We start from the raw sequence: 26,894 nt of genomic DNA on the forward strand, positions 1-26,894 counted from the left end.
GATCTCCGTTCACAGCGTTCCGACCCGCATGCCGCCATCCATCGGGATCACCGCGGCATTGAGATAATTGGTTTTGCATGTGGCCAGAAAGGTCACGACCTCGGCCACATCATCCGGCGTGCCCCAGCGCCCGACCGGCACGATCGAGCGCACCAGACGTTCATCGGCCACCGTGTCGTTGATGCCTTCCTGTTCGAAAGGCTTCGACATGTTGGTCTTGCAGATGCCCGGCGCAATCGCCGTGACGCTGATGTTGAACTGGCCAAGTTCCTGCGCCCAGGATTCCGAAGCCTTGATGAGACCGGCCTTGGAGGCGGCATAAGCCGCCCCTCCCCCTGCCCCCCAGATGCCCGCAATCGAGGCGATGTTGATGACGCGCCCGTAACGCTGGCGCACCATCGAGCGTGTGAAAACACCGGTGCAGTTGAACGCGCCCGCAAGGTTGACGTCGATGACCTTGCGGGACTGCATCTGGCTGCGATCGTTGACGCAATAGGTGCGGTCGAGAATGCCGGCATTGTTGACCAGCACGGTCACCGGCAGTCCCATTTTATCGGCAATGGCGCCTGATGCCTGCTCGACGCTGCCATGGTCCGTCACGTCCATGGCGAAAATGCCTAGACGCTCCGGATTGCCGGTCTCCCGCGCAAGGCGTTGCAGCGCGGCGACGTCGATATCCGTCGCCGCCACCGCATAACCCACCTCGAGCAATGAGAGGGTAATGGCGGCGCCGAAGCCGCCGGAGGCACCTGTCACGACCGCGATTTGCTGGCTCACGCGACTTCCTCATCCTTGAAGGCGATTTCCATGACCTTGCGTGCATTGACGAGTGCGTCGGAAATACGCTCCTCGAAGAAATGCACGTCGTCCTGGTTCATCAAAAGGTTGGAATAGATGCGCGACAGCGGCGAGAACTGGATGCCGTGGCGCTTGCTGACCTCACGGATAATGATGTCGCAGAATTTCACCTTGTGCGAATAGCCTTCGGAACGATCCACCGGCTCTTCCTGCGAGTGATAGACCAGCGCCGTCGGCATGCCCTGAATGACGAGCGGCATACCGGCAGCCTTCGCCGCCCGGGTGAAGACGCCGGAGATCTGTTCGGTGTAGCGGCGCATCCGGTCGTAGCAACCGGGATCCTTTTCAATGATGTCGAAGGTCGCCTTTATCGCGGCGAGACCCAGCGGATAACCGTTGAAGGTGCCGGCATGGATGACTTTGCCGCGCGTATAAAGGTCCATGATGTCGCGCCGGCCGGCAATGGCCGAAATCGGCATCGAGCCGCCGCCAAGCGCCTTGCCGAAGGTGGCGAGATGCGGGGTGACGCCGAGAATATCCTGCGCGCCGCCAAGGCCCAGCCGCACGCCGGTGATGATCTCGTCGAAGATCAGAACGATATTATGCTCTTCGCACAGTTCCTTCGTCCGCTCCAGATAACCTTCGACCGGGAAGATACCGCCGCCATTGATGCAGATCGGCTCCATCAGCACGGCCGCGATCTCGTTGCCGTAACGGCGGATAGTGGCTTCCAGCGCGTCGATATCGTTCCACGGCAGCATGAAGCTCTGGCTTTCCAGCACGCCTTCGGCGCGGCCGAGCGTATCGAGCATGTCGCCCTGGTATTTTTCCGGCACGGGAAAATCGAGATTATCCCGCTTGCGCCAGCCCATGACGTTGTCGGCATTGCCGTGATAATGGCCGTGGAAACGGATGAAGCGGTTCTTGCCGGTAAAGCCGCGCGCCAGTCGCAGCGCATTCTGCACCGCCTCGGTGCCGCTCAGGCAAAAGCGCACCATTTCGGCGCAGGGAATATGCTTGATCATCAGTTCCGCTACCTCGATCTCCAGATCGCAGGTATCGACGGAGGTGACCTTTTCCATGTAGCGGATCAGCGCCTCGTTATAGGCCTCGTTGTGGTGACCGACGAAAAGTGCGCCGAATTTGCAGAACAAATCCAGATGTTCGTTGCCGTCCAGATCCCATACGCGGGAATTGCGGCCCTTGTTGAAGGGCACCACGAAGGCGCGCTCGGCATCGCCGAAATTATAGTGGGTGCCGCCCGGCATCAGTTCCCAGAGGCGCTTGTAGAAATCGCGCGAAATCTTCAGCGTCAGCTTGCTGTCTGTATCCGTGATCATGGCTGTGCTTTCTCCAGTTAGGCCGGCTATGCTGCCGGGACGGTTCCGATTGGCAGGGAGGAATTGGCTGAGGACGGCATCAGGTGCGGCGCGACATTGTCCGCCCAGGGCCGGTAGCGATAAAGCGCTTCTGGCACCGGCATGCCCGCATGTTTGAGGGAGGCGAGCCGCGCCAGATAGGCCGCATTGCGCATCAGGAGATCGGCGATCGTGACGACGGAGCGGTTTTCGACCGTCTCATAGGGGCTGCCGCGCAGCCATTCGTTGATCGCGCCCATGGCGGGGCCGCACCAGATCTGGTAGTCGACCGCGCGGGTTTTCTCGCCGGCAATGGCCCAGCGGGAGGATTGGCCAAGATACCACTGGAAGACCAGCGCCATGCGCTTCTTCGGATGCGCTTCGGCTGCCTCCACAATTTTAGGGTTGCCGCGCGACTGGAAAAACTGCCGTGTCTCCTCCCAGACCTGCGGCAGCGACTTCTGGAAAATTACGCTTTCCAGACTGGCGATCTCGGCGGCCGGAATATCTTCGAGGCCGTCATATTGCTTGTAGAGATTGTAGAGTTTCTGGGCACGCATGGCATACATGGTGCCGCCCTTCAGCACCTGCACCCTGGCGCCGATCTCGAACATGTCGGCGGAGGGCGCCATCGCCACATCGTCCGTTTTCGCGCGTCCGAGCAGCGTCTTCACCTGCGGCGAGGTGCCCGCCTCAATGCAGGCCTGATTGATCGAGCCGGTGCAGACATAGGCCGCACCCATGGCGAAAGCGGCGTAAACCGCCTGCGGATTGCCGATGCCACCCGCCGCACCGATGCGGACGCGGAAAGCCTCGCCACGGGTTTCGACGATGTCGTCACGCAACGCCGCAATGGAAGGAAAGGCGCAGCTCAGCACGCCATTATCGGTATGGCCGCCGGAATTCGCCTCGACGGTGATATCGTCGACCATCGGCACCTCGCCCGCCATCGCCGCCTGCTCGGCGGATATCAGGCCGTCCTCCACCAGCCTCGCCAGCATTTTTTCCGGGGCCGGATGGATGAAATGCTGCGCCACCTCGCGCCGCGAAACCTTGGCGATGATGCGGTGGCGGATCTCGATGCCGCCCTGCCCGTTTCGGGCAAGCCCGGCCGCCCGCCAGTAAACGATGGCCGGCGACAGGTTCATATAGGCCGAGGCTTCCACAACCCTGACACCGTGGCGGATGCACAGGCGCACCACATCCATCTCCCATTCGGCGTCGCCGGGATTGTGCAGGAGATTGACGCCCCACGGCCCCTGCGGCAACGCCGCGCCGATGCGCGCCAGCGCCGATGCGACACGTTCGCGACCGAGCCCGCCCGCGCCGAGAAAGCCGAGAAGCCCCTGCCTGCCGAGCGCAATCACCATGTCTTCGGAATTGATGCCGTTGGCCATCGCGCCGGCGTAATAGGCCATGCACACGCCGTAATCGTGAAGGAACGCCGGATCGCCGAGCTGCTGCGGTTCCAGCGCCGGCACCATGCCCTCGCATGCCTGCGCATCGTCGCAGGCCGTTTCAAGCGACAACCGGTCGCCGGCGTTCACCACGTAGAGCCGCTGGCGGAGATCGGCGAGAAGCCGGCCGGTCGTCTCGATGGAAGCGGCGCTATCGGCCTGTTTTCGCCATGCCCGCAGAAGCGATGTGGAATTGATGTGCAGGTTCTCGTTCATGCTGCGGCCACCCATGATGATTGGTCGTTGCGGCGACGGGAAAAACCGGCGCCGAGATTGTCGCAAATGCCGATGACATTGTCCTTGTGGATGATCTCGGCGACGAAGACGAAGGCTGCGCGCTCCAGCGTGACGCCATCCTCGCCATAGGCGACGTCGATCGTTTTGCAGGTTAACCGGTAGCGCAGCGTATCGCGCTGCGGCTTCACTTCGCCGCGGAACTTGGCGCTGTACTGGTGATCGGTCAGCGTGTGGCCATCGAGACCGGGAGCCGAATAAAGCCCGAGATAGGCGAGATAGAATTTCAGCAGCTGTTCGCAGCCTTCCACCAGAAGCGTTCCTGGCACGCAGGGGTCGTTCTTGAAATGTGCCTTGAAAGCCCAATGGTCGGGATCGATATCGCGCTCGCCCACCACCACGCCGAGGCCGAACGCCCCGCCTTTGGGGTCGACGGACACGACCCGGTCGAGCATCCGCGCCATCGGCGTCCAGAGCTTCGGCGGAACGGCCTCGGTCCGATAGTCTGTCCCGAAGCAGCCGGCAGGATCGCCGGCCCCGAGCGCCTCGATCTCGGTCTCGTCGAAACGTTGTTTCGCGCAGGTGAGAAGCGGCATGAACGGGCTTCGCGCCGCGCCGTCATTCTTGAGGAACGGCGCCGGATCGACACCCTTGGAGCGCTCCAGATCGCGCGGCAGGAAGAAGCCGGAATTCGCTTCCAGACGGAAGACGGGCCGCCCATCCGCAAGGCACCAATATTCATAGGAAACCAGAATATTGCGCCCGACCTTGAGGAAGGACTTGATATCCACCCGCCCGCGCAGCAATTCGCCGGCGCGCGGCATTTCACCGTAAACGAAGGTGCGACTGTCCACGGCGCGATAGCGCAATTCGCCCCGGAAAAGCTGGTCGCAGCCGATGAGCGTGAAGGCGACGATCATCGCGTGCGAGGATTCCAGCGCCACGAAAGCCGGAACCTTGCCCTCGCACATAAACCAGGCATCGTCAGGCAGATCGAGTTCCCATTCGATGCGGCACGGCTCCAGCGCACCGGCTTTTGCGGTCGTACCGGTGATGCGTGACGCGAACATATAGGGCGGCGACGGCATGCGCGTGCGGATCGCGTAGCTATCGGCCAGCGCATAATCCGGCCCGAGCACGCGGCTTACCGAACCGTCCGTCAGTTCGATCAGTTGCGCTTCGTCGAACAGCGCGGGACGCGAAGGCATGACCGTTTCGCTGGCCATCATATGGCGCAGGCGACGATAAAACGCCTGTTCGGTTTGCATGAACCGCAGATTGGTGCGGGCATTGCGGACCGCCTGCCGCTGCTGCCAGTCCAGCGGCAGGCGTTGGAGGCAGTCGGTAACCGGATTGGGGAAAGATTCGGCCACCACTGCCGGGGACGGCCGAAGCGGCGTCCCGAACCGTGGTTTTTGAAAGAGGGCGATATTGGCGGGATCGAGAATGATTTCGGGGATGGTGCGTTCCCGTCCGGTGAAAACCCTGACCAGCAGCGGATCGGTCGCCGGCGTCTGCACCGATGGGCGCTTGGCATGCGGCCGCGCCACGGCCGGGCTTTCCAGCAGGATATGCGCATAGGCCCGGTCGATACCCATGCCGCTGATGGCCGCCAGCTGCCGCCCATTGGTGGATCGCGACGAGAGGCCGTAGTGCAGAACCAGCGCCGCGTGGATGAGGCTGAGCATGCCGGATGCCGCACCGAGATGTCCGTAATTGTTCTTGGAACTTCCCGCGGGAACCGCCGCGCCATAAACCTGCGCCAGCCCATCCGCCTCGACACGCGCTTCCGTGTCCTGCGCCATGCTGTAGCGCTCGATATAGCTGATATCCGCAGGCGCGACGCCGGCTTTTTGCAGGCAGGCCTGCGCCGTGCGGGCCACCGCATCCGCCGATGGCATGAAGGTCACGCCAGGGGTCGTGTCGTGCTGGATTTCAAGCCCGCGCAGGCGCGCATAGGCACGGCCCGCCGCCCCGCTCCCGGCCTTTTCCAGCATCAGTACGCCGCAGCCCTCGCCCACGGGTTGGCTGCGATGGGGTGTGGCATAGATCATGTTTTCGAGCCCGCCGTCGCAGGCGCTGCTGGCCAGAATGACCGCGTCGACCATATTTTCGGAGAGCATGTAGCGCGCCAGTTGCAGCCCCTTGAAAGCCGAGCTTTCATGCGAGCAGAGCGCAAAGGCCGGACCGTCGAGCCGCAAATGCGCGGCGACACGGCTTGCGGCGATATTGCCGACTCCGCCGGTAATGCCTTCGGCGAAGGGTTCGGGGAACAGGCTGTCCCTGACGATCCCCTGCAGCGCCTGCACCTGCTCGGCCGAAAGTGCGATGCCGCAACGCTCAAGGCTGTCGCGCAATTGCCAGCCGATCTCGTTGCGCGCCTGATAGCGCAGGCAACTATGATCGACATCCCTTGCGACGATCACCGCAATATTGCGTCTCTGCCCATCCAGCGCATAACCCGCATCAAGAAAAGCCCGTTCGGCCACCGGCAACAAAAAGGCATGGGCGAGAAGATGATTGCCGATGACCTTGGGCGGCAGCTTGAAATGGCGGCAATCGAAATCGAAGCTCTCAATGTAACCACCCTTCGGCGCCTCATCCATGCCGCCGATGGCGAGAATATCGCGGCGCTTTTCGAGGCCGAGCCAACGCGTGCGCGGCAGGGGCTGGAACCATTGGCGTCCGGTGGCGACGGTCTCGCGGAAGGTTTCGACATTGTCGGTTCCCGGCAGGGCCATGGCGATGCCGACAATATCCAGTTCGGCAGGAGCCACGACAGGGGTGTTCGTGACAGTCGGAACGGCCCCATCGGCAACATGTTCGCGCAGCACCATATGGCCGTTCACACCGCCGAAACCGAAGGCGTTGATGCCGGCGCGGCGCGGTTTCTCACCCTTCGCCCAGGGCCGGTTTTCACGCACGATATGGTCGCGGTTGACGAGGCCCTTCGGCGTGGCGACGAGGTTCTCGATATCCAGCGTCGCCGGTATCAGGTCATGGCGCATGGCCAGAAGCACTTTCAGAAGGCTCGCCATGCCGGACGCGGTGAGACTGTGGCCGTTATTGGCCTTGTTGGCGCCGAGAAGCGGCAGCGAGGTTTCGCCGAAGAAGCGCTCGATTGTGGAAAGCTCCACCTGATCGCCGGCCGGCGTGCCGGTCGCATGGCATTCCAGATAGTCGATCTCGGGCGAAATGCCGGCATAGGCGCGTTGCAACGCCAGCATCTGCCCATGCGGGTCCGGCAAAAGCATATGTTTCGCGCCGCCATCGTTGGAAACGCCGATCGCCTCGATGACGCCGTAAATCCGGTCGCCGTCGCTAAGCGCGTCCTCATAACGTTTCAGCGCCACAATGCCGGCACCCTCCCCGGCCTTCAGCCCCTGCGAGGCCCGGTCGAAGGGAACCGAACGCCCGTCGCTCGGAAAAGCCTGCAACACGTTGAAGCCGTGATCGAGATAAATATGATCGGCATGGCAGACCGCGCCGGCCAGCATCATGTCGGCGCTGCCATCGAGAAGGTAGGAACTCGCGACCCGGATGGCGTAAAGCGCCGAGGAGCAGGCCGCATCGATGGCATAGGTCGGCCCCGACAGGCCGAGCGCCAGAGCCGCGATGGTAGCATTGTGGCTGCCGGTCATGAGGTTGAGACCGGAAAGCCCCGAGGCATCCCAATAGGAGGAAAAGGAGAAATCCGGCCTGTCGAGCAATTCACGCAGATAGGGCTCGAGAATGCTATGGTAAAAACCCGACATCAGCCGTTTGCCTGAATGGGTCGGCATGCCGATATTGCCGGCGATCAGGCCGCAGCGCTTCGGCGAAGCGCCGCTGTCTTCAAGCGCCTGACGTGCGGCATGCATCGTCCAGTGAAACAGCGGATCAAGCGCGCGAAGCTCATTTGCCGGCAGCCGGTAACCCTCCGCATCGAAACGGAAGTCGCGCACATGTCCATTGCGGGTATAGCAGATGTGGTCTGGCGTTCCCGGCTCGGGATGATGGTAAAGGGCGGGATCGACGCCCAGTTCGACGGCGGAAAGCAGGGAGGTGCAGTCCCTGCCCTCGACCAGATTGCGCCAGTAACGGTCCGGCGAATCCGCTCCGGGGAAAACGCATCCGAGCCCCGTGATTGCTATCTGTCCCATCGCCATCATCCTTCGTCAAATTGCGCGCAGAAGAGAGCGTTCCCGGCCTGAACGACCAGAAGCGGAATGCGGAAACGCGTCTCTTTGCCTGTTGTTACGGGTGCCCCGGAAAGCCTTCGCTTTTCCGAAGAATTGTCGGGCGACTATTCGGCCGCCTCGACCTTGTCTTCACGCCCCACCAGCCGCTCGCGCAATTGCCGGGAAACGGTGAACTGGACATCCGATAGCCGGAAATAAAGCTGCCCCGCCTCGTCATGCACGGCGATATCCACCAGCAGGCTTGCCTGTGTGAGGGATTTGATTGTCATCGAGAGGAAGAACGGCTCACAGAAACCGAGCGTGGCGAACCGGTCGACACGGCCGATGGCGGAAGGCAATCCGGCATAGTCGCTGCCGAGGATCAGCCACAACCACGGCGCCTGCATGAAGACGTCACCGAGATAGGCGTTGAAGGATGTGGTGCGGAACTGCCCCTGCATCGCCTCTTCCACCGGCGTCAGCTCGCAGGCGAGCGTCAGGCCGTGATCGCCGCCATTCAGCACCTCCCGCAGCCCCCGGAAACTTGGACCGTGGAACAGCAGCGGGCCTTCCTGCAGCGTGCCATAGAGCGGATATCCGAGCGGCTCATCATCCTTGCTGAGATCGAAGGAACCGAGGCGCGGGCGAAGGCTCATTTCACGGCTCAAGACCACGGTGCCGATATAGCGGTTGTGACGTTCGGAACCCGACCGGCTGGAAACCGAGATCGTCAGCGCATGCCGGTCACCGGCAGCCAGCGTCTCCGCCGCCGGCTCGATCTGCGCTTCCAGCAGGCAGGTTTCCCCGCTCTCAAGGGCGACGCCCTTCAGAACCTTGAAGCCGAGCAGGGTCTCAAAACGGTAGCCGGGCAACATGTCTTCGGCGAGCTTCACCAGCCAGCTCGCCGCAGCCGTCGCCGGCAGGACGAACCGCCCGTCGACCATATGGTCGGCAAGGAAAGGCGCGGTCCCGAGATCGACATTGCGCTCGACGATGCGTGATGCCGTTACCGTCTTGACCGTCCGCGCCACCTTGTAGCTGTCGCCACCCACCAGGATTTGCGCACCGTCGCCGGAGCCGAATTCGTCGGCGAAAAACTTGATACCCGTTTCCACCGGAATGATCGCCAGCCCGCGCTCGCCATAGGCTTTTTTGAGCACGTCATTGACCATGCCGCTATCCCACGGACCCCAGCCGATGCTCCGGACGAAAGCGTCGGGATAGTTCGCCTTGAACATATGCGCGAACTTGTTCAGCGCCTCGTTCGCCATGGCATAGTCGGTCTGCCCGGCATTGCCGAAGAAACCCGAGACGGAGGAAAACAGCACCAGATGTTTCATCGCCTCCGGCCGGAGCGCCTGCATGAGGTTTTGCAGGCCGCGCACCTTGGTATCGAAAACGGCGGTGAAATCCTCAGCCGTCTTTTTCTCGATGCGCTTGTCGGCCAAAAGGCCAGCGCCATGGACGATGCCGGTGATCTTGCCGAGGGTTTCCTCGACGGCGACGACCGTGCGCTCGACATCTCTGGCGTCGGCGATATCGCAGGCGAAATAAGCCGCCTTGCCGCCAAGCTCCTCGATCTTCGCCAGCGTCTGGCGAATATGTGCCGCATGGCGCAGGCCATTCAGCATCTTTTCGACTTTCACCGGCGTCGGCTGCTCGCCTTCGGCCTGCATGGCTGCAATCGCCGCCGCCTTGAGGGCCTCATCGCCATCGATGCCCTCAGCCCATTCGGGCAGCGGCACATCGATATCGGTGCGTCCCAGAAGGGCGAAACGGACGGGATGACGTTCGGCCAGGGCGATCACGCAATCGGCGGTAATGCCGCGCGCGCCGCCGCTGACGAGGAACACACTATCCGCATCGAGCCCGGTTTCCTGCTGATCGACCACCGGCTCGGCACGGCCTGTCAGGGTCATACGCGATCCCTGAAGGCCACGTCCGACCTCCACCAGCGCCGTCTGCGGGTCTTCCAGCTCCTCGACGATGAGGTCAGCCGTCTCTTCGGCCGTGAGTTCCGGATCGATATCCACCCAGCGGCAAAAGACGTCTTCCCATTCGACGGCGAGCGATTTCGTTAATCCGCCGACACTCGCGCCGGCCGCATTGAAGAGACCCCTGCCCGCTGTTCCCAGCGCACCGTCATATTGGCTGACGGCAAAGAAGGTGCTGCGTCCTTCCGCATTCGTCAGTCTCGGCTGCAGGACGCCGGCCAGGGTGAAAAGCGTCGCGGCGGCGTCATAACCCGCCTCGGCAAAGACCTCGCCCATCGATGCCGCACCGGTTGCGGGCTGCAGATGGATGAAACCGCCGATGGGGCCTTCCGCCTGTTCGATTTCCGCGATCAAAGCCTCGGCGGCCGCTTTGCTGCGGTCCTGGAGGCTGTAATCTCTCACACCGTCGATAGCCGTTCCGGCTGCTTGCTTTCTTTTGCCCTTTGCCGGTTTGGCCGGTGCGGACAGATGAATGCGGACGACTTTCTGCGCCTGCGCCAACAGGCGCGCGGCCAATATCTCGCTCAATCCCTTGCCGTCATCGACAAGCAACCAGATGCGGCCGGCGGCGAGCGCCAGCGGCATTCTGTCCGGCCGTGCAAGGTCCTGACGCACCACAATGTGACGATAGACGGAAGGGGCAGCGATAACCGGCTGAGCAAGAGGTGCAAAGGCATCCTGCTCAGCCAAAGCTTTTTTTGGCTGGGAGGTCTCCTCGTCGCCGGCGCCGGAGAGCTTCGTGGATGTCACCACACCGAGACGCTGGAGGGTCACGACGGAAGCGCCGGCCGCGGCAGGCGCGCTGGCGCGGGCAGCAGGTTTCGGCGTTTCCGTAACGGCGGTCACGGGCGACACGCCTTTGATATCGGCCAGCAATTCACCGATGGTGCGCAGGAAGAACTGCGTCATCTTACGGATATTGCTCATGGTTTCGATGTCGAAATTCTCGTCGTTGCGATTCTTGTCCGCATCCTCCAGAAGCCGGGTGCCATTCGACAGACGGTCGAACATCGCCCCGAAAATCTCCAGACGCTTGATGGAGTCGATGCCGAGATCGGCCTCGAGATCCATCTGATCGCCGATCATGTCGACCGGATATCCCGTGCGCTCGCTGACGATTTCCGTCAATTCACGCACCAGCCGCTCTTCGGTGATCCCTTCAAGCGTCGCAATTCGCGCCTGATCCTCGGCGCTGAGAACCCGAGCCGCCGCTACCGGCGTTACGACTTCTGCGGCGGGTGTAACGGCGGGCGACGATCCTTTGATACCGGCGAGCAATTCGTCGACCGTTCGCAGGAAGAACTGTGTCATCTTGCGGATATTGCTCATGGTTTCGATATCGAAATTCTCGTCGTTGCGGTTCTTGTCCGCATCTTCGAGAAGCCGCGCGCCATTCGATAGACGGTCGAACATTGCGCCAAAGATTTCCAGACGCTTGATGGAGTCGATGCCGAGATCGGCCTCGAGATCCATTTGATCGCCGATCATGTCGACCGGATATCCCGTGCGCTCGCTGACGATTTCCGTCAATTCGCGGATCAGCCGCTCTTCCGTGATGGCTTCAAGAACGGCGATCCGCGACTGATCCTCGGCGCTGAGAAGCGGAGCCTGAGCGGCCGCCGGCACTGGCTGAGGAACGGATATTGCCGGCACAATCGGTTTCGGAGCGACAATGGCCGTAACCGGCGCAGCGGGCAGCTGCGGAGCCGGGACGATAGCGGGTTTCGCTACGGCCTGGGTTGCGGGCGCAAAACTCTGCTGATGCGGCAATGCCTGCGGCTCCGCCGGTTTCGGCATTTCCAGCGTGTTCGGCAAAAGGGCCGGAATAGGCGGACGGCTGCGGACCGCCTCGCCGCTCATCAGCGACATCTGGTTATCGAAATAGCGCTCATGGTTGAGATGGTAGAGTTCCTGATTGCGCTCGAGTAATTGCAGGCTGCGGGCCAGACTTGCGGTCATGCTCTCCATCTGCGGATGGCCGTGGAACTTCTCCAGCAGGCTGTGCTGCTTGCTGACCAGAGACCCCAGCATGTCGATATAATCTTTCTGGTTGGTCTGGAACTGCTGGTGAAGCTGGCTGAGCAAATTCTGGCTTTCGATCTGCCTGTCCATCTGGTCCGGCTTCGGAATATTCTCGGATTGGCGCGTCATTGCTATCTCGATCCTGTCAGTGGCATGGGAGGACGAAGTGGGAAGAACGGGTTTGGCAACCGATGGGAAAACCGGAATGTTCTGCGTCGGCTGAGGCCCGGCCTCAGGGTCCGGATAAACAGCCGGGCCGGGCGTGTTTCGTGCGGTGCGCTCGGCGAGGAATTTCTCCACCACGCGCGTATCGTGGCGCAGTGCATGTTCGCGCCGCTTGCGGTTCTTCTCGGTCAGGTAAAAGCCGCCCTGAAGGGTGAAGCTCGAAGTCTGTCTGGCCGGCCGCTCCTCCGGCGGACGCTTGCGGACATAGGGGTCGGCGTCGGAAAGGGCCACGCCCTCCACCACCAGCTTCGCCAGCGCCCGGCGCAATTGCACCGCTTCTTCGCCATTGGCGCTCGGATTGAGCGAAACCACCGCATGCGGTTTGCCCTTCAGAATGTCGGCGGTCAGTTTGCCGAGAATGCCCTTGGGGCCGATCTCGACGAACAGATAACCGCCATCGGCGTAGAGCCGCTCGATCATTTCGCGAAAACGCACCGGCTGCACAAGCTGCCCGACCAGCGCATCGCGATAATGCGCGGGGTCTTCGCCATAGGGTTCGGCCGTCGCGCTGGAATAAAGCGCGCAGCGCGGGCTTGCGAATTCCACCCCGGCAATGCCTTCCCGGTAAGGATCGGCCGCATGGCTGACATAGGATGTATGGAAGGCTGTCGAAACCGGCAGGGTCTGGCTGCGGCGGCCACGCTGCGAAAGCCAGGCATGGGCGCGCGCAATCGCTTCAGTTGGACCGCCGAAAACGAGCTGTTCCGGCGCATTGTCATTGGCGATCACGATATCCGGGACGGCCGCAAGCAATTCCCCGGCTTCTTCATGACGCATCTGCGCGGCCAGCATCGCGCCCGGATCGGCAAGACCGCTCGGCATCTCGACCGCGCGGCCGCGCGCAAGCGAGGCCCGGTGAAAATCCGCATCCGAAAGCACGCCCGCCGCCCAGATCGCGGTCAACTCGCCATAGCTGTGCCCGGCGACGAAATCAGGCGCAAAACCGAGACGTTGCAGCAACCGGAAATAGCCGGCGCTCACCGCGCCGATGGCCGGCTGGGCATTGGCGGTGCGGGTAAGTTCGCGGGCCTGCGCAAAAGTTTCCGCATCGGAAAAGGCCGGCGGCGGATAAATGACCGCCGACAAAGGCGGCAGGCCGGCGTCGAGCGCCACGGCATCGGCATTTTCCACCGCCTGACGCAGCTCAGGATAATCGAGGGTCACGCCCGCGCCCATATTGACATATTGCGCGCCCTGCCCCGGGAAAAGCGCAACGACACGGCCCGCAACCGGCGCCGCCTCGGGCCGGTAATAAATGCCCGCCGGATGTTCGAACACCTTGTCGGGTCCAGATTGCAGCAAGGGCACGGCCTGCGCCAGAAACTCTCGCGCCTCCTCCGGCGTCGCTGCCGCGAAAGCGAGACGGGCGGAGGATGGCGCAGGTGCAAGCCTGCCGCTATCTGCCAGATGGGCTTCGAAAAAGGCCACCTTCGCCTCCCCGGAAAGCTGCGAAAGAGCGTCGCGGCACGTCGCCTCCAGCAAGGCGGGTGTCGGTGCATGAAACGCAAGAACCTGCGCCGATCGGCTGAGCCTGTAGGCCTCTTCGCGCGTTTCCGGTTCGTATTCTTCCAGAATGACGTGGAAATTGGTGCCGCCGAAACCGAAGGCGCTGAGCGCACCGCGCCGCAATTCGCCGCCCGGCGGGCGCATCCACGGCCGCGCCAGCGTATTGACGTAGAACGGCCGGGTCAGAATCTCTGTCGGCTCCTCCACATTGATCGTTGGCGGCAGAACCTTGTGATAAAGGCCGAGCGCCACTTTCATCATCGCCACCGCGCCGGCCGCGCAACGCGTATGGCCGATCTGCGATTTGATGCTGCCGATGGCGATGGAATGGCTCCCATCGAGCCCCTGCTCCTCGGAAAGCCTGATGAGGCTCTTGATCTCGGTCTCGTCACCGGATTCCGTGCCGGTGCCATGCGCCTCGATCAATTGAATATCGGCCAGCGTCAATCCCGCCTGGGCATAGGCGCGCTTCAGCGCCTTCACCTGACCTTCGGAACGCGGTGCGAAAATGCTCTTGGCGCGGCCGTCGCTGGAGGCGCCGAGCGCCCGGATCACCGCATAGATGCGGTCGCCGTCGCGCTCGGCGTCCGAAAGCCGCTTCAGCACCAGGTAACCGACGCCATCGCCCAGCATCATGCCGTCCGATTTCTTGTCGAAGGGCCGCGAGCGGTTGCTTTTCGATAGAGCGGGCGTCTTGCTGAAGCACAGGAACGAGAAAATCGAATTTTCGAGATTGATGCCGCCGGTCAGCACGGCGTCGCAACTGCCATCCGTCAATTCGCCGATGGCGGCCTTGATGGCGGCGAGACTGCTCGCGCAGGCGGCGTCGACCATGTAGGACGTGCCGCCGAGATCGAAATAGCTGGCGATGCGGCCGCAGGCCACATTGCCGAGAAAGCCGGGAAAACTATCCTCGTTCCATTCCAGCGACAGGCCTTGCAACCGCTCGACCGTGTCTTCCGCCACCTCTGCGGACAGGCCGCTATTGAGGAGGATATTGCGCAGGAACGGTATCTGCTGACGCACCGCCAGCGAAAACGCCGTATTGCCGTTGCCGGAACCGCCCAGAATAACGCCGATCCGGTCGCGGTCGATCTTGTCGGCCCCCGCCCCCAGAAGACCGGCATCCGCCATGGCCTGTTTCGCCACATGCAGCGCGAAAAGCTGCGCTGTGCTGATCGATTGCAGCATCAGCGGTGGCAGCTTGAAACCGACGGGATCGAAATCGATCGGCGGCACGAAGCCCGCCTTGCGGCCATAGACCTTGTCGGCGGCCCGCGGATCCGGATCGTAGAAATCCTCCGGCTTCCAATATTCGACCGGATCGACCGTATCGACGTCGCGGATCGCGTCGTGACCGTTCACGATATTGGACCAGAAATCATAAAGATCGGCCGCATCGGGAAAATGGCTGGCCATGCCGACGATAGCGATATCCAGAGGCGGCGGTGCGGGAGTGTGGTTCTGCAGCATCACAATAATAGTCCTTCCCTGGGGACGGAAAGCAACGCTCCCGTCAGAGACAAGAAAAATCAGGATGTAATTCGAAATTTTCGCGCCTTAGCGCGTACATATGCATGATCAATACTCCGATATCGGAATATTAATTCAGTATATTCGTCAGTTAATTTCGCACTTAAGCGTCTGCGGACGTATAAAACATATATTCATTCACTTGAAAAGCATTAATATACTTTACGTTGAAATTTTCATAATTCAGACATCTTTGGTTGAACTGGTGAAAACTGACTGTCAAAATCCACACATCAACGATCGGATTTCTCATAGATACAAGCGAGCCCGCCGCCGCATGTCGGCGGCTGCCGGAGACATGAAATGAAAACCGCAGTCCGGTTTTCCGGGACAAATCGGTACGGGCCTATGCCCCAGCCGTTGCCGGCGTCGGACATCGTCCGGTTTCATCCGCTGCATTGGAATATTGCCGCGCCGACAGGAATCGGCCGATGATCAGATGCATCATCTCGGCCTCTTTCAGGGGCTGGAAATCGGGATCGACTGCCAAACGCGAGAAAACACCGTCTATCAATGCGGCGATCCAGGTGGCGGCGCGCTCGGCGTCGAGATTGGCGTCGATCTGCCCCCGCTCCATTCCTTTGCGCACGAGATCGGCGATGCCCGCGCGAATTTCCTGGTCGGCGGTGCGTACAAGCGCATGAATGGCTGGATTTCGAATGGCTTCGGACGCGATTTCCAGTACCAGTCGGGCATAGGTCGGATCGGTCGCAAGCTCCAGCGAGGCGTCGACGAAACCCAAAATCGCACCGAACTGATCGTCCGCCGCGCCGAGTTCGGCGAAATAGTCAGCGGTTTCCCGTCGCTCTTCGGCAACGATCGTTTCGATGATCGCTTCCTTGCTGTCGAAATAATGGAAGAGATTGCCGGAGCTCATGCCGACCGCCGCGCAAATCTGCGCCGTGGTAGTCTGGTGAAAGCCGTTTTGCGCGAAGCAGGTGATGGCGGCCTCGAGAATCTGCTGCCGCTTGGCTTCATGCTTGGCTGGATCCAGCTTGCGGGCCATGATCGCTCCCATAAATTAATTGAGCACTTAATCCATTAATTATATCGCGGTCGCCTGTCAACCCGCCCTTACCCGTAAAAGGCGAATGGGGGGCGGAGAGGCACCCGCCCCGACTGGATTTCGGCTGCCAGAGGTATCAGGCGATCAATTCAAACCGCTCGCATTCGCGAAGAAAAGGCAGTTTTGCCCGGGTTTCATCCAGCAATTGGCGGGAGAGCCGCTGCTGATGCACGGTCGCTTTCACATTGGCGTGAAAACATATCTCGCCCAAGGGGTCGATGACCATGCTGTCGCCGTCATAGGAGAGATCGTTGCCATCGATACCGATGCGGTTGACGCCGATGACATAGGACTGGTTTTCGATGGCCCGGGCCGGCAGCAGCGTTTTCCAGTGGGAAGCCCGGCGGGCGGGCCAGCTCGCTATATAGATCGCAGCATCATATTGGCCGCGATTGCGCGACCAGACCGGGAAGCGCAGATCGAAGCAGATGAAGGGAGCGATGCTCCAGCCCTTTAGCTCGATCAACTGCTGCGCCTGCCCCGGCGTATAATGCTCGTGCTCGCCCGCATAGGTGAACAGATGCCGCTTGTCGTAATGAATGAGCGTGCCGTCCGGACGCGCCCAGATCAGCCGGTTGAAATAACGGCCGTCTTCGGCAATCGCCACGCTGCCGACGATATCCGCGTCATGTCGGCGCGCGGTCTCCAGCAGCCAGTTTACTGCCTGCCCATCCATGGGTTCCGCCACGGCCTTCGGGTTCATGCTGAAACCCGTGGTGAACATCTCTGGCAGAACGACCAGATCCGTCGCCTCGACCTCATCGAGATGCCGGTCGAATTGCTGCAAATTCCGCTCGGTATTTTCCCACGCCAGATCGGCCTGCACGAGCGTTACGCGAAGATCCTTGTCACTCATCAATATCTCCCTGAAAATATGGGTTTAACGACAAACAAGCCAGGTGCGGACGAAACTGCCCGTCACCGAAAAGCGGATGGAAAAACGACGTCCCGCCGGAAGCGAGCGATGCAGCGGGCGCGTCAGTTCCAGCCGCAATTCATCGCGGCCGGGTTTTTCGAAAAGACGCGCCGCCTGGAAATCGAAATGGCGTCCAACCACCGGATAAAGCGCCTTGAACAGCGTCTCCTTGGCCGAAAACACCAGGAAAGGCAGTATGCTTGCGTCACATTCCTCGCGGTCGGCAATCAACCTGCGCTCCAGCGGCTCAAGGGCGCGCTTCAGGATGACCTCCGTTACCGCTCCCGGCTCGATTTTCTCGATATCGACACCGACCCTCACATCGCAGTCCTGCGTTACCATGCAGACGCAGATACCGTGGGAATGGCTGATCGAACCGCTTATGCCTGAAGGCCATACCGGCTCGCGCTTGTTGCCGATGCCGATCGGTTGAGGGGCATGCCCGAAGAGTGTGAGCGCCGCCTGCCCCAGAAAACGGCCCGCGAGAAACTCCGCCTGCCGCTTGGGAACCGCTTCCGCCAGCAGTTTCGGCATCGCCACGTCCAGCCGGTCGAACAGGGCCGTCCGATAAAATGGCAGGTGATATTGCACCTCGAGCGCGATGACGTTTCCCGATCCGGTATCGAGAAAAACCGGACCAGAGAGGAAACCCTCAGATCGCCCGACGGCGGCGGCGATATGCTCGTGCATGGCGGGCGCCTTCAGGCCTGAGACCGGATAATCCGCCATCATCCCTGCCCCTGCACCGTTGCGGCCTCGCCGGCGGCTATCTGACGCTCCGCCCCTGCCCGGTCTGCGGCGGTCACGGAGGTGAGACGCTGTAGCCTGCGGCCGAGCCAGCCGCGCAGATCGTCCATATAGGTGAAGACCACGGGCACGAAAACGAGGCTCAGCAGGGTGGATGTAATCAGGCCGCCGATCACGGCAATCGCCATGGGCGCGCGGAAACCGGCATCCGCCCCCACCCCCAGCGCCGCCGGCATCATGCCGGCAACCATGGCAAGCGTGGTCATGATGATCGGGCGCGCGCGCTCGACGCCGGACTCCACCAACGCCCGTTGGCGGCTCAGCCCGCCATTGCGCTTCTCGATGGCGAATTCCACCAGCAGAATGGAGTTCTTGGTGACGATACCCATCAGCATCAGCAAGCCGATGACCGCCGGCAGATCGAGCGCGCCGCCATAAAGCAATAGGCCGACGATTGCGCCGCCCACCGAAAGCGGCAATGCCACGAGAATGGTGATCGGCTGGAGAAAATCCTTGAAGAGAACGATCAGCACGGCCAGCACCATCATGAGGCCGAACAGCATGGCGGCGCTGAAACTCTGGAACATCTCGCCGATATATTCGGCATCGCCATATTGCACCTGCCGCACGCCGGCCGGAAGCGAAGCCACGGCGTCCAGCGCATTGATGCGCTCCAGCGCGACGCCGAGCGGAATGCCGGCAAGATCGGCGCTGACGGTCACCCGGCGCAGGCGGTCGAAGCGGTTGAGCTGCCCCGGTCCCTCCGAAACCGAAAGATCGGCGACCGACATCAGCGGCAGGCTGCCATTCGCCACCGATACCCTGAGCATGCCGAGCGTATCGAGATTGCTCTGCGCGCCCCGGTCGATCATCACGCGGATCGGCACCTGCCGGTCGCCGATATTGAACTTGGCGGAATTGGCGTCCGTATCGCCCGTCGTGGCAATGCGCGTGACGGCGGCGATGGATTGCGTGGACACGCCAAGCCGGGCCGCCTCGTCAAAACGCGGCCTGATCTGCAATTCCGCTCGCGGCAGGGGTTCGGTGGTCTGCACATTGGCGATGCCCTCGATGCCGCGCATGCCGGTTTCCACGGCAAGAGCCGCAGTGGCGAGCGTCTGCGGCTCGTCACCCACGAGGATGATGGAAATATCGCGCGCCGCATTTTCATTCTGGAAGGCAAAGCGGATATTGGGTGTGCGGGCAATCAGGCCTGCGGCGCCAAGCTCGAACTGACGCTGGGAAAGCGAACGCTCGGAGGCAGGCACGAGATTGACCAGCAGCGAGGCACGGGCAACGTCGGGGCCGTCATCCGTCCTGCCGATAGAGGCGAAGACGCTTTTGACCTCCGGCATGTTCCGGAGCGCCGTGGTAACGGACTGCACGGCATTGTCGGTATCGCGCAGCGTCGAATCCGGCGGCAGCTCGATCAAAATACGCGACAGGCTGCGGTCGTCGCTCGGCAGGAAGCCTGAGGGCAGAAGCGGCACCAGCAGGAAGGAACCGACCAGCACCAGAACGCCGATGCCGCAGGTTTTCAGCCGGTGGCGAAGCGCAAGCTCCAGAAGCGCCACGTAACCCAGGCCCATACGGGATTTTGGCGCGCCGTGATCTTCATGCTTCACCCCCTTCGGCACGAGAATATAGGCGGCCATCAACGGCGTCACAAGACGCGCCACCAGCATGCTGGCGAGCACGGCAACCGACACGGTCAGTCCGAACTGCTTGAAATATTGGCCGATGACGCCGCCGATGAAGCTGACCGGCAGGAACACGGCGACGATGGTTGCGGTAATGGCGAGAACCGCAAAACCGATCTGGTCCGCCGCATCGATGGACGCCTGAAACGGCCGCTTGCCCATATGCAGATGCCGGTCGATATTTTCCACCTCGACGATGGCGTCATCCACCAGAATGCCGATCACCAGCGTCAGCGCCAGAAGGGTGATGCTGTTAAGGGTGAAATCGAACCACAACATCACCGCGAAGGTGGGCAGGATCGAAAGCGGCATGGCGACGGCCGCGATCAACGTCGCCCGCCAGTCGCGCAGGAAGAGGAAGACGACGACGACGGTCAGCGCAGCACCTTCGATCAGCGTCTCCATAGCGACCTGATAGCTCGCCCGGGTATAGTCGACGGTCGAAAGCACCCGGTCGATCTCGACACCCGGATAGATGTCGACCAACCGCGCAATCGTGGCATTGACGGCGTCTTCGACCGCCGTATCGCTCGACCCCTTGGCGCGGAACACCGAAAAGCCGACCACCGGCTCGCCGTCGAGACGCGACAATTCACGCGGCTCGGCCGCGCCATCCGTCACCTTGCCGAGCGTGGCGAGCGTCGTCCATTGACCGTTCGGCAGGCTGATCGGCCGTTCCGCCAGCTCGCCGGCGGTGATAGCGCCGCCGACCGCGCGGATCGACTGTTCCTTCTCGTTGAGCCGGCTTCTGCCGCCGGGCACATTGGTGTTGAAGGCCTGAACCTGATTGTTGATATCCTCGGCATTGATGCCGAAGGCGATCAGCTGGTCCGGATCGAGCTGGACGGTGATTTCCCGGCTGACGCCGCCGATGCGCTGCACCCGCTGCACACCCTTGGTCGTCAGCAATTCGCGGCCGATGGTCTCGTCGACGAACCAGGAGAGATCGACGGGCGACATTTGCGGGGCGCGAACCGCGAAATAAAGGATCGCCCCACCCTCGACATCGACGCTGGCGATGGTCGGCTCCTCGATATCGCGTGGCATTTCGGAGCGGATCTGCGAGACGGCCTGGCGCACATCGTTGGTGGCGCGGGCCGTATCGATGCCGAGCTGGAACTCGACCGTCGTGGTGGAAAGCCCGTCGCCGATGGTCGACTGTATGTGTCTTATGCCGGCAAGGCCGGAAATCGCGCCTTCGACACGCCGCGTCACCTGCGTTTCAAGCTCCGCCGGGGCCGCGCCCGCCTGAGCGACGGAAACCGTGACAATCGGAAAATCGACGCGCGGATTGGCGTTGACCGGCAGCTTCATGAAGGACTGGATGCCGATAAGCGTCAAAAGCAGGAACAGGACGATGGTGGGAATGGGGCGGCGGATGGCCCATGAGGAAATATTGGTCATCGGCGATCCGTCTCCTTCTGCGCGACTTCGCTGACGCCGACGATCTCATCGCCGTCGCGCAGGAAGGCGCTGGCGCTTTCCACAACGCGCTCGCCCGCGCTCAACCCTTCGAGGATTTCAACGGCGCCGTTTTGCGCCCGCCCCACACGAACGGCGCGGCGCGCCACCCTGTTCTCATCGTCGACCACCACAAGCTGGGCCGCACCTTCGCGGCGCAGCCGCAGCGCGGCTTCGGGAACGGAAACGAGAAAACGGCGCTCGCCGAGATCGACCTTGCCGCGCGCGAAGGCGCCTGCCCTTAGATCGGCGGCCGGTTCAACGGCGATGCGCACGATGCCGAGACGGCTTTGCGTGTTGACCGCTGGTTCGACGACACGGATGGTCCCTTGAATGGCCCGGCTGACGCCATTGACCGCGATTGCCACGGATTGACCGGTTTGCAGGGACGGCAACACCCGTTCCGGCGCTTCGGCCAGAAATTCCAGTTCGCCATCCTGCAACAGGCGAAACAGCGGCTCTGTGCTGTCCGGCATCGCGCCGATACGGGCATGGCGCTTCGTGATGAGGCCGGGTTTCGGCGAAAGGATCTCGGTCCGCTCCAGTTCGAGACGGTGCTGGGTCAGTTGCGCCTGCGCGCCCGCCAGTTCGGCACGGGCGCCCTCTATCTTTGCCTGCGCCATGGCCGCCGCGGCGCGGCGCTGGCCAAGCTGTTCCTTGCTGACGCTGGAGCCGGAAAGCCCTTCGGCGCGGCGCAGATTCTCGCTCGCCTCTATCTCCGCCGCCTCGGCCTCGGCGAGTGTCGCATGGGCGCGGGCGACGGTCGCCTCCGTCTGTTCGACCTGGGCCGCGAGTGTCTTGCTTTCCAGCCGCGCCAGCAATTGCCCGGCCGCAACCGTGTCGCCGACATCGACGAAAACCTCGACGATGCGCTGGCCAGTGACGGCCGTGCCTATGGAAATATCGTTGCGGGCGGCGAGAAGGCCGGCAACATCCTGCCCGGCGTTGAAACCATAAGGCGCTGAGGTGACGACGGACACATGCGGCCGCACCCTGACGGACGCCACGGTCTGCGCCTCTGCGGGCGTCTCCTCTACCGGCAGCAGCAGCCAGGCAGCGCCACCTGCAAGTCCAATGGCAAGCAACGTCCACCATAACAGGCGTCTGGAAGGCCGTCGTCGGATCATTTCGCCGGGTATTGGCCGAGTGTTTGTGGGCTGTGGATTGGGGAAAGAGGAATTCAGGTCGTTCATGGCAGGACGGGTCCGGGTTTGAACATCGGGTGCGGCAAAAGCCGAGGCGCACGGGTGGTTTGATTGCATCTCGACGGAACAAATGGCCGCCCGCTCATGGCGGCGATTTCGCCAGCGCGCGTGCGGCCGGGCTGAGTAAAACCCAGAGCAGCAGCAGGCAGAGCGTGGCGCTGAGCCCCCACAAGAACCAGACGGCGCCAGCGGCTTCCAGACCGAAACCGGTGATCAGCACGGCAAGAGGGGTCGCCATCATCGCAATCGCCGCCGTGGTTCCAAGCACGCTGCCGCGGATCGCGGCCGGCGCGCGCTTCAGAAACATCGCATTGGCGAGCGGGCCGAGCGCCCCGGTGGAAAGGCCGATCAGGGCGGCCGCGATGAGCAGCAAGGGACCGCTTTGAAGGAAAGCGATGAGACCGATGGAAAACGTCGCGCCTGATATGCCGGCGAGCAGCACGGCCCGTCCGTTCCAGGAATGACCGCGAATGGCGAAAACCACCGCCGACAAAGCCGCCCCTGCCCCGGAGACCGAAAGAAACAGCCCGAGATCGAGGACATCCGCGCCGCTGGCCTTGAACAGCACCGGCAGGACAACGGCGTTGAGCGCCCCGAAAACCGCCAGCATCACCATGGCGACGATAAGCAGAAGACGCAGAAGCGGCTCCGTCAGCAGAAAGCACAGACCCGCAAATGTCGCATCGCCGCTCTCCGCACCGGCGGACTTGCGCCTATGACGCGGCAAACAGATCGCGCCGATCATGGCGGCGAGCAGCGAACAGGCCGCCGTGATCATCAAGGCATATTCCATCCCGAAAGCGGCAATGGCGATGCCCGCGACCGGCGGGCCGAAAATCATCGCCGCATTTTCGAGCAACTCATCTATCGAGGTGACCCGCTCGATCGGCATCCGGGCGATGCGGGCAAGTTCCGGCACCCTTGCATCATGGGCGATCATGCCCGGGCCGTCGAGCAGCGCCCCGACCACGATCAGGCCGAGCAGAAGGCCGATATCCATCTGCCCCGCCATCATGAGAAAGGGTATGGCGGCGACACTCACGGCGCTGGCAAGATCGGCGGTAACCGCAACGATGCGCGAACCGAAACGGTCGACGATGGGGCCGCCGCAGAAAGCGCCGATAACCAGCGGTATCATGCCCGCCGCCGCCGCTATTCCCGTCCATGCGGCATTGCCGGTCAGGGACAGCACGATCCACGGCAACGCAACGGCCGCCACCGCATTGCCGAAAAGCGACAGGCCTCCGGCAAGGATGACGCCATAAAGCGGCGCACGACGATGCGGAAGACTAAGCCCGCGAAACCCGGCCCCCGAAACCCTTTCGAGTTCACCGCAGGACGTCGCAAGAGGCATCGTCTCAACCGTGCTGCTGTCTGAAGGCATCGCACTCTCCAAGTTTGATCGGCTACCGGCGCTGCCGGTAAGGATGAAGACGGTAAAATATCTCGCCACTCGGGCTTCGGGACCGGACGGGTGCGAACATGTCCACCTCGCCTTCCCCGACCGGCTATTTTCCGGCTCGGCATTTCATTAATTAAGTAGTCAGTCTATTTATTGCGGCGAATGTTTTTTTGTCAAGCGGGCACTGAGAAAAATGACATGACGGCGAAAAATGCCGTGTGGGATCAAATGTTCAGTGCCGCCGGGTGCTGGGCCAGAAGCTGACTTTGGTGGATTTGTTGTGCATCACATACGCGACAAATTGGCTCCCCGGGGCCGGAGTCGCTCCTCCGCCCTCGTTCCTGTGTCGGTCGCAGGAATCCGGCCTACGCGCGTCTGCGCGGTGAAAAGACCGTTCCCGATCAAGGATTAAAAGCAATGAAACTAGATTATAAAAAATATAATTATATCAATAGATAAAACTGATAGTCTCATGCAATTTCAAAACTCACCTGACGCCTCCCGGCGTCTTAAGTCCAGTTCTTCGCTATAGCGCCTCAGCGTATGGCTTTCGGTAAGCAATCCGACAGGCCGATTTTCGATCTTGTCATTGACGACAACCAGCGCTTCGCTCTCCGCCGCATCGAAGGCTGCCGCCGCCTGGCGGGCATTCATGGTCGGCAGCAACACATCGTTCTTGTATTGCAGATAGGTTTCGAGGCTGATTTTGCTGGGGTCGCGATCCATCGGGTCGGCGTAGATTTCTGGCACCAGGACGATGCCGGCATAACGCCCGTCATCATGGGTCATGATTACCCGTTGCGTCGAACCGAGCGGGAACTTCTCCTTGAAGGCCGCAAGGCCCATGCTGACATTGGCCTTGCGAATATCGGCGCGCATCATCCTGCCGACCGTCAGGTCGCGGATCCAGCCGATATCATGGGCGCTGCGAATGCTCTCGCCCCGCAGGTGAAAACGCCAGGTGGCGAAGGAGTAACCGAAGGTGGTGCGCACCACCAGCGAGGTGGTGATGACGGCGGCAAGCACCAGCGCCGTGATCTGGAAGTCGCCAGTCAGTTCCAGCGCCAGAAACGTCATCGTCAGTGGGCCGCCGATGATGGCGGCGGCAAAGGCGCTCATGCCGATCACGGCATAGACGATGGGCGCTGTCGACCCATAACCGATATAGGGTGCGCAGAGCGCGAAAATCTTGCCGAGCAGCGAGCCCATGAACAGCGACGCGAAAAACAGGCCGCCGCGGAAATTCGAGCCGATGGAAATGGCGCTCGCCGCCGCTTTCAGCAGGAACAGCCCGGCCACTCCGTATATCGTCAGTTCGGCATCGATATTGAGATGCAGCGCGCCATGGCCGCTCGACAGCACCTGCGGTGAAATCAGCGCAAGCCCGCCCACCGCCACGCCGCCGATGGCAGGACGCAGCCAGCCCGGAATGGCGCTTTTGCGTGCGGTTTCTTCGATGAAGGACACCGCCTGCATCAGCACGATGCCGATGGCCGCACACACGACGCCGAGAAAGATGGCGGGCACATAATCCGCCAGTGTTACGCGGCTGGCGTCGACAATATCGATCGAGATGCCATGGCCGCCGATAATCCCGATGACCGTCGTCGCCACCAGCGCCGAGACGATGAGCGGCGCAAGCGTCACCACTGTATAGGTGCCGATGATGAGTTCGATGGCGTAGAACGCCCCTGTCAGAGGCGCGTTGAAGGCCGCAGCAATCGCGCCCGCCGCACCGCAGCCGACAAGGATACGCATGTCCCCTCGCCGCAGCTTCAGCTTGATGCCGATCTTCGAGGCGACGCCGCTGGCAATCTGGGTGTAACCGGCCTCAAGCCCAACGGACGCGCCAAAACCGTTGGAGACGATATTCTGCACGCAGACGATGATGCTGTCCGTCAGCGACAGCCGGCCGCCATGCAGCGCATTCGCCTCGATGGGGTCGACCATGGGTTTCTTGCGGGTCTTCGAAAGAATGAAGATGATCAGCCCGAGCACGATGCCGCCGATGATCGGGCCGGCAAGCACTATCCGTCCGGAAAGATCGCTGCTGCTCAGCCGCTCGACGCCGAAAACCAGCATATGCAACGCCGTGCTCAAAGCGCCGATCAACGCCACCAGAAGGCCCGCCGCAATGCCGATGAAGACGGCAAGGAGCACCAGTCCCAGCTCGCCGCGCCGGAACATCGCCCGCAGGCGACTGGCGCGCAGATTGTCGAAGAAGCTCGCCATACTGGGTGCACGGAAAGGCTTGGTCGACATGCTGTTCCTTTTCAGGCGGCGTCAGGCTGCTTCGAACTCAATCTCGAAACGCATCTGGTCATAAGCCGGTTCGACATGATCAGGCGTTTCCCGCATCACCGTCTCATAATCGAGCGGAATATGCATGTGGGTCAAGATCGCCCTTTTGGGTGCGAATCTCTTGATCCAGCCAAGCGCCTGTTCCAGCGAAAGATGGCTGGGGTGATAACGGTGCTGCAGCGCGTCGATGACGAGGACATCGAGACCGGCAAGCTTCGGCAGGCTTTCTGCCGGAAAATCGCTGACATCGGTGCAATAGGCAACGTCACCGATGCGGAAGCCCAGCGAATGCACGTCGCCATGCTGCTGCATGTGCACGTTGAATGGGATCGGCCCGCCTGCCCCATCGATGATCAGCGCCGCGTCGATATCGGCGATGATCCGCGGTTCGACGATGGGCGGATAGCTGCTGCCCGGCGGGGTCTCCAGGCAATAGGCAAAACCGTCCTTTATCCGCGCCATGGTAATAGGATCGGCATAGATCGGAATACGGTTTTGCTGAAGGGCGAAATAGATGCGCAGATCGTCGATACCGTGCAGATGGTCGGCATGGGCATGGGTGTAAAGCACCGCATCCACCGCCTCCACCTTCGCCGCGATCATCTGCTCGCGAAAGTCCGGGCCGGTATCGATGACAACAGTCGTCCTTCCGCCATCCGGGCCGATCTGCTCTACCATGAAGGCCGTTCGCGTGCGCCGGTTCTTCGGGTTTTCGGGATCGCAGGCGCCCCAGTCGCCGTTGATGCGCGGCACGCCGGGCGACGACGCGCAACCGAGAACCGTGAAGCGACGACGGTAGATTGCCACAC

The 26,894-nt window shown here is 61.9% G+C and carries 13 protein-coding genes; all 13 read right to left on the minus strand.

Features of this window, described 5'->3' with window-relative positions; genetic code table 11:
• Positions 1–9: 9 nt before the first annotated feature.
• Positions 10–777: an SDR family NAD(P)-dependent oxidoreductase gene (locus tag FGF54_RS06050; RefSeq protein WP_142779184.1), complete on the minus strand. Its 768-nt coding sequence runs from the start codon at positions 775–777 to the stop codon at positions 10–12.
• Positions 774–2,138: an aspartate aminotransferase family protein gene (locus FGF54_RS27420; protein WP_210247428.1), complete on the minus strand. Its 1,365-nt coding sequence runs from the start codon at positions 2,136–2,138 to the stop codon at positions 774–776. Before FGF54_RS27420 ends, FGF54_RS06050 begins: the two co-directional genes overlap by 4 nt.
• 26 nt (positions 2,139–2,164) lie before the next feature.
• Complete coding sequence (locus FGF54_RS27425; protein WP_210247429.1) at positions 2,165–3,829, minus strand: PfaD family polyunsaturated fatty acid/polyketide biosynthesis protein; 1,665 nt, start codon at positions 3,827–3,829, stop codon at positions 2,165–2,167.
• Positions 3,826–7,989, minus strand: coding sequence for a beta-ketoacyl synthase N-terminal-like domain-containing protein (locus FGF54_RS06060; protein WP_142779185.1), 4,164 nt, complete (start codon positions 7,987–7,989; stop codon positions 3,826–3,828). The genes FGF54_RS27425 and FGF54_RS06060 overlap by 4 nt, the downstream gene beginning before the upstream one ends.
• A 143-nt stretch (positions 7,990–8,132) precedes the next feature.
• Positions 8,133–15,227: a type I polyketide synthase gene (locus tag FGF54_RS06065; protein WP_142779187.1), complete on the minus strand. Its 7,095-nt coding sequence runs from the start codon at positions 15,225–15,227 to the stop codon at positions 8,133–8,135.
• A 406-nt stretch (positions 15,228–15,633) separates the two neighbouring features.
• A complete protein-coding gene (locus FGF54_RS06070; RefSeq protein ID WP_142779188.1) occupies positions 15,634–16,293 on the minus strand; it encodes a TetR/AcrR family transcriptional regulator in 660 nt (219 codons plus the stop codon).
• Between the two features lie 136 nt (positions 16,294–16,429).
• A complete protein-coding gene (locus tag FGF54_RS06075; RefSeq protein ID WP_142779189.1) occupies positions 16,430–17,209 on the minus strand; it encodes an amidohydrolase in 780 nt (259 codons plus the stop codon).
• 24 nt (positions 17,210–17,233) lie between these two features.
• Positions 17,234–18,001 (minus strand): 4'-phosphopantetheinyl transferase, encoded by a 768-nt coding sequence (locus tag FGF54_RS06080; protein ID WP_142779190.1) that lies wholly within the window; start codon positions 17,999–18,001, stop codon positions 17,234–17,236.
• Positions 17,998–21,120, minus strand: a complete 3,123-nt coding sequence (locus tag FGF54_RS06085) for an efflux RND transporter permease subunit (protein WP_142779192.1) — start codon at positions 21,118–21,120, stop codon at positions 17,998–18,000. The genes FGF54_RS06080 and FGF54_RS06085 overlap by 4 nt, the downstream gene beginning before the upstream one ends.
• On the minus strand, positions 21,117–22,304 hold the full coding sequence (locus FGF54_RS06090; RefSeq protein ID WP_168208021.1) for an efflux RND transporter periplasmic adaptor subunit: 1,188 nt from the start codon (positions 22,302–22,304) through the stop codon (positions 21,117–21,119). Before FGF54_RS06090 ends, FGF54_RS06085 begins: the two co-directional genes overlap by 4 nt.
• 160 nt (positions 22,305–22,464) lie before the next feature.
• Complete coding sequence (locus FGF54_RS06095) at positions 22,465–23,766, minus strand: MFS transporter (protein WP_142779194.1); 1,302 nt, start codon at positions 23,764–23,766, stop codon at positions 22,465–22,467.
• Positions 23,767–24,264: 498 nt separating this feature from the next.
• Positions 24,265–26,046 carry a chloride channel protein gene (locus FGF54_RS06100; RefSeq protein ID WP_142779195.1) on the minus strand — a complete coding sequence of 594 codons (1,782 nt, stop codon included), beginning with the start codon at positions 26,044–26,046 and terminating at the stop codon, positions 24,265–24,267.
• 21 nt (positions 26,047–26,067) lie between these two features.
• Positions 26,068–26,892 carry an MBL fold metallo-hydrolase gene (locus FGF54_RS06105; protein WP_059753001.1) on the minus strand — a complete coding sequence of 275 codons (825 nt, stop codon included), beginning with the start codon at positions 26,890–26,892 and terminating at the stop codon, positions 26,068–26,070.
• Positions 26,893–26,894: the final 2 nt, after the last annotated feature.

The organism is Agrobacterium sp. T29 (assembly GCF_006970545.1).
GTDB classification, from domain to species: domain Bacteria; phylum Pseudomonadota; class Alphaproteobacteria; order Rhizobiales; family Rhizobiaceae; genus Agrobacterium; species Agrobacterium leguminum.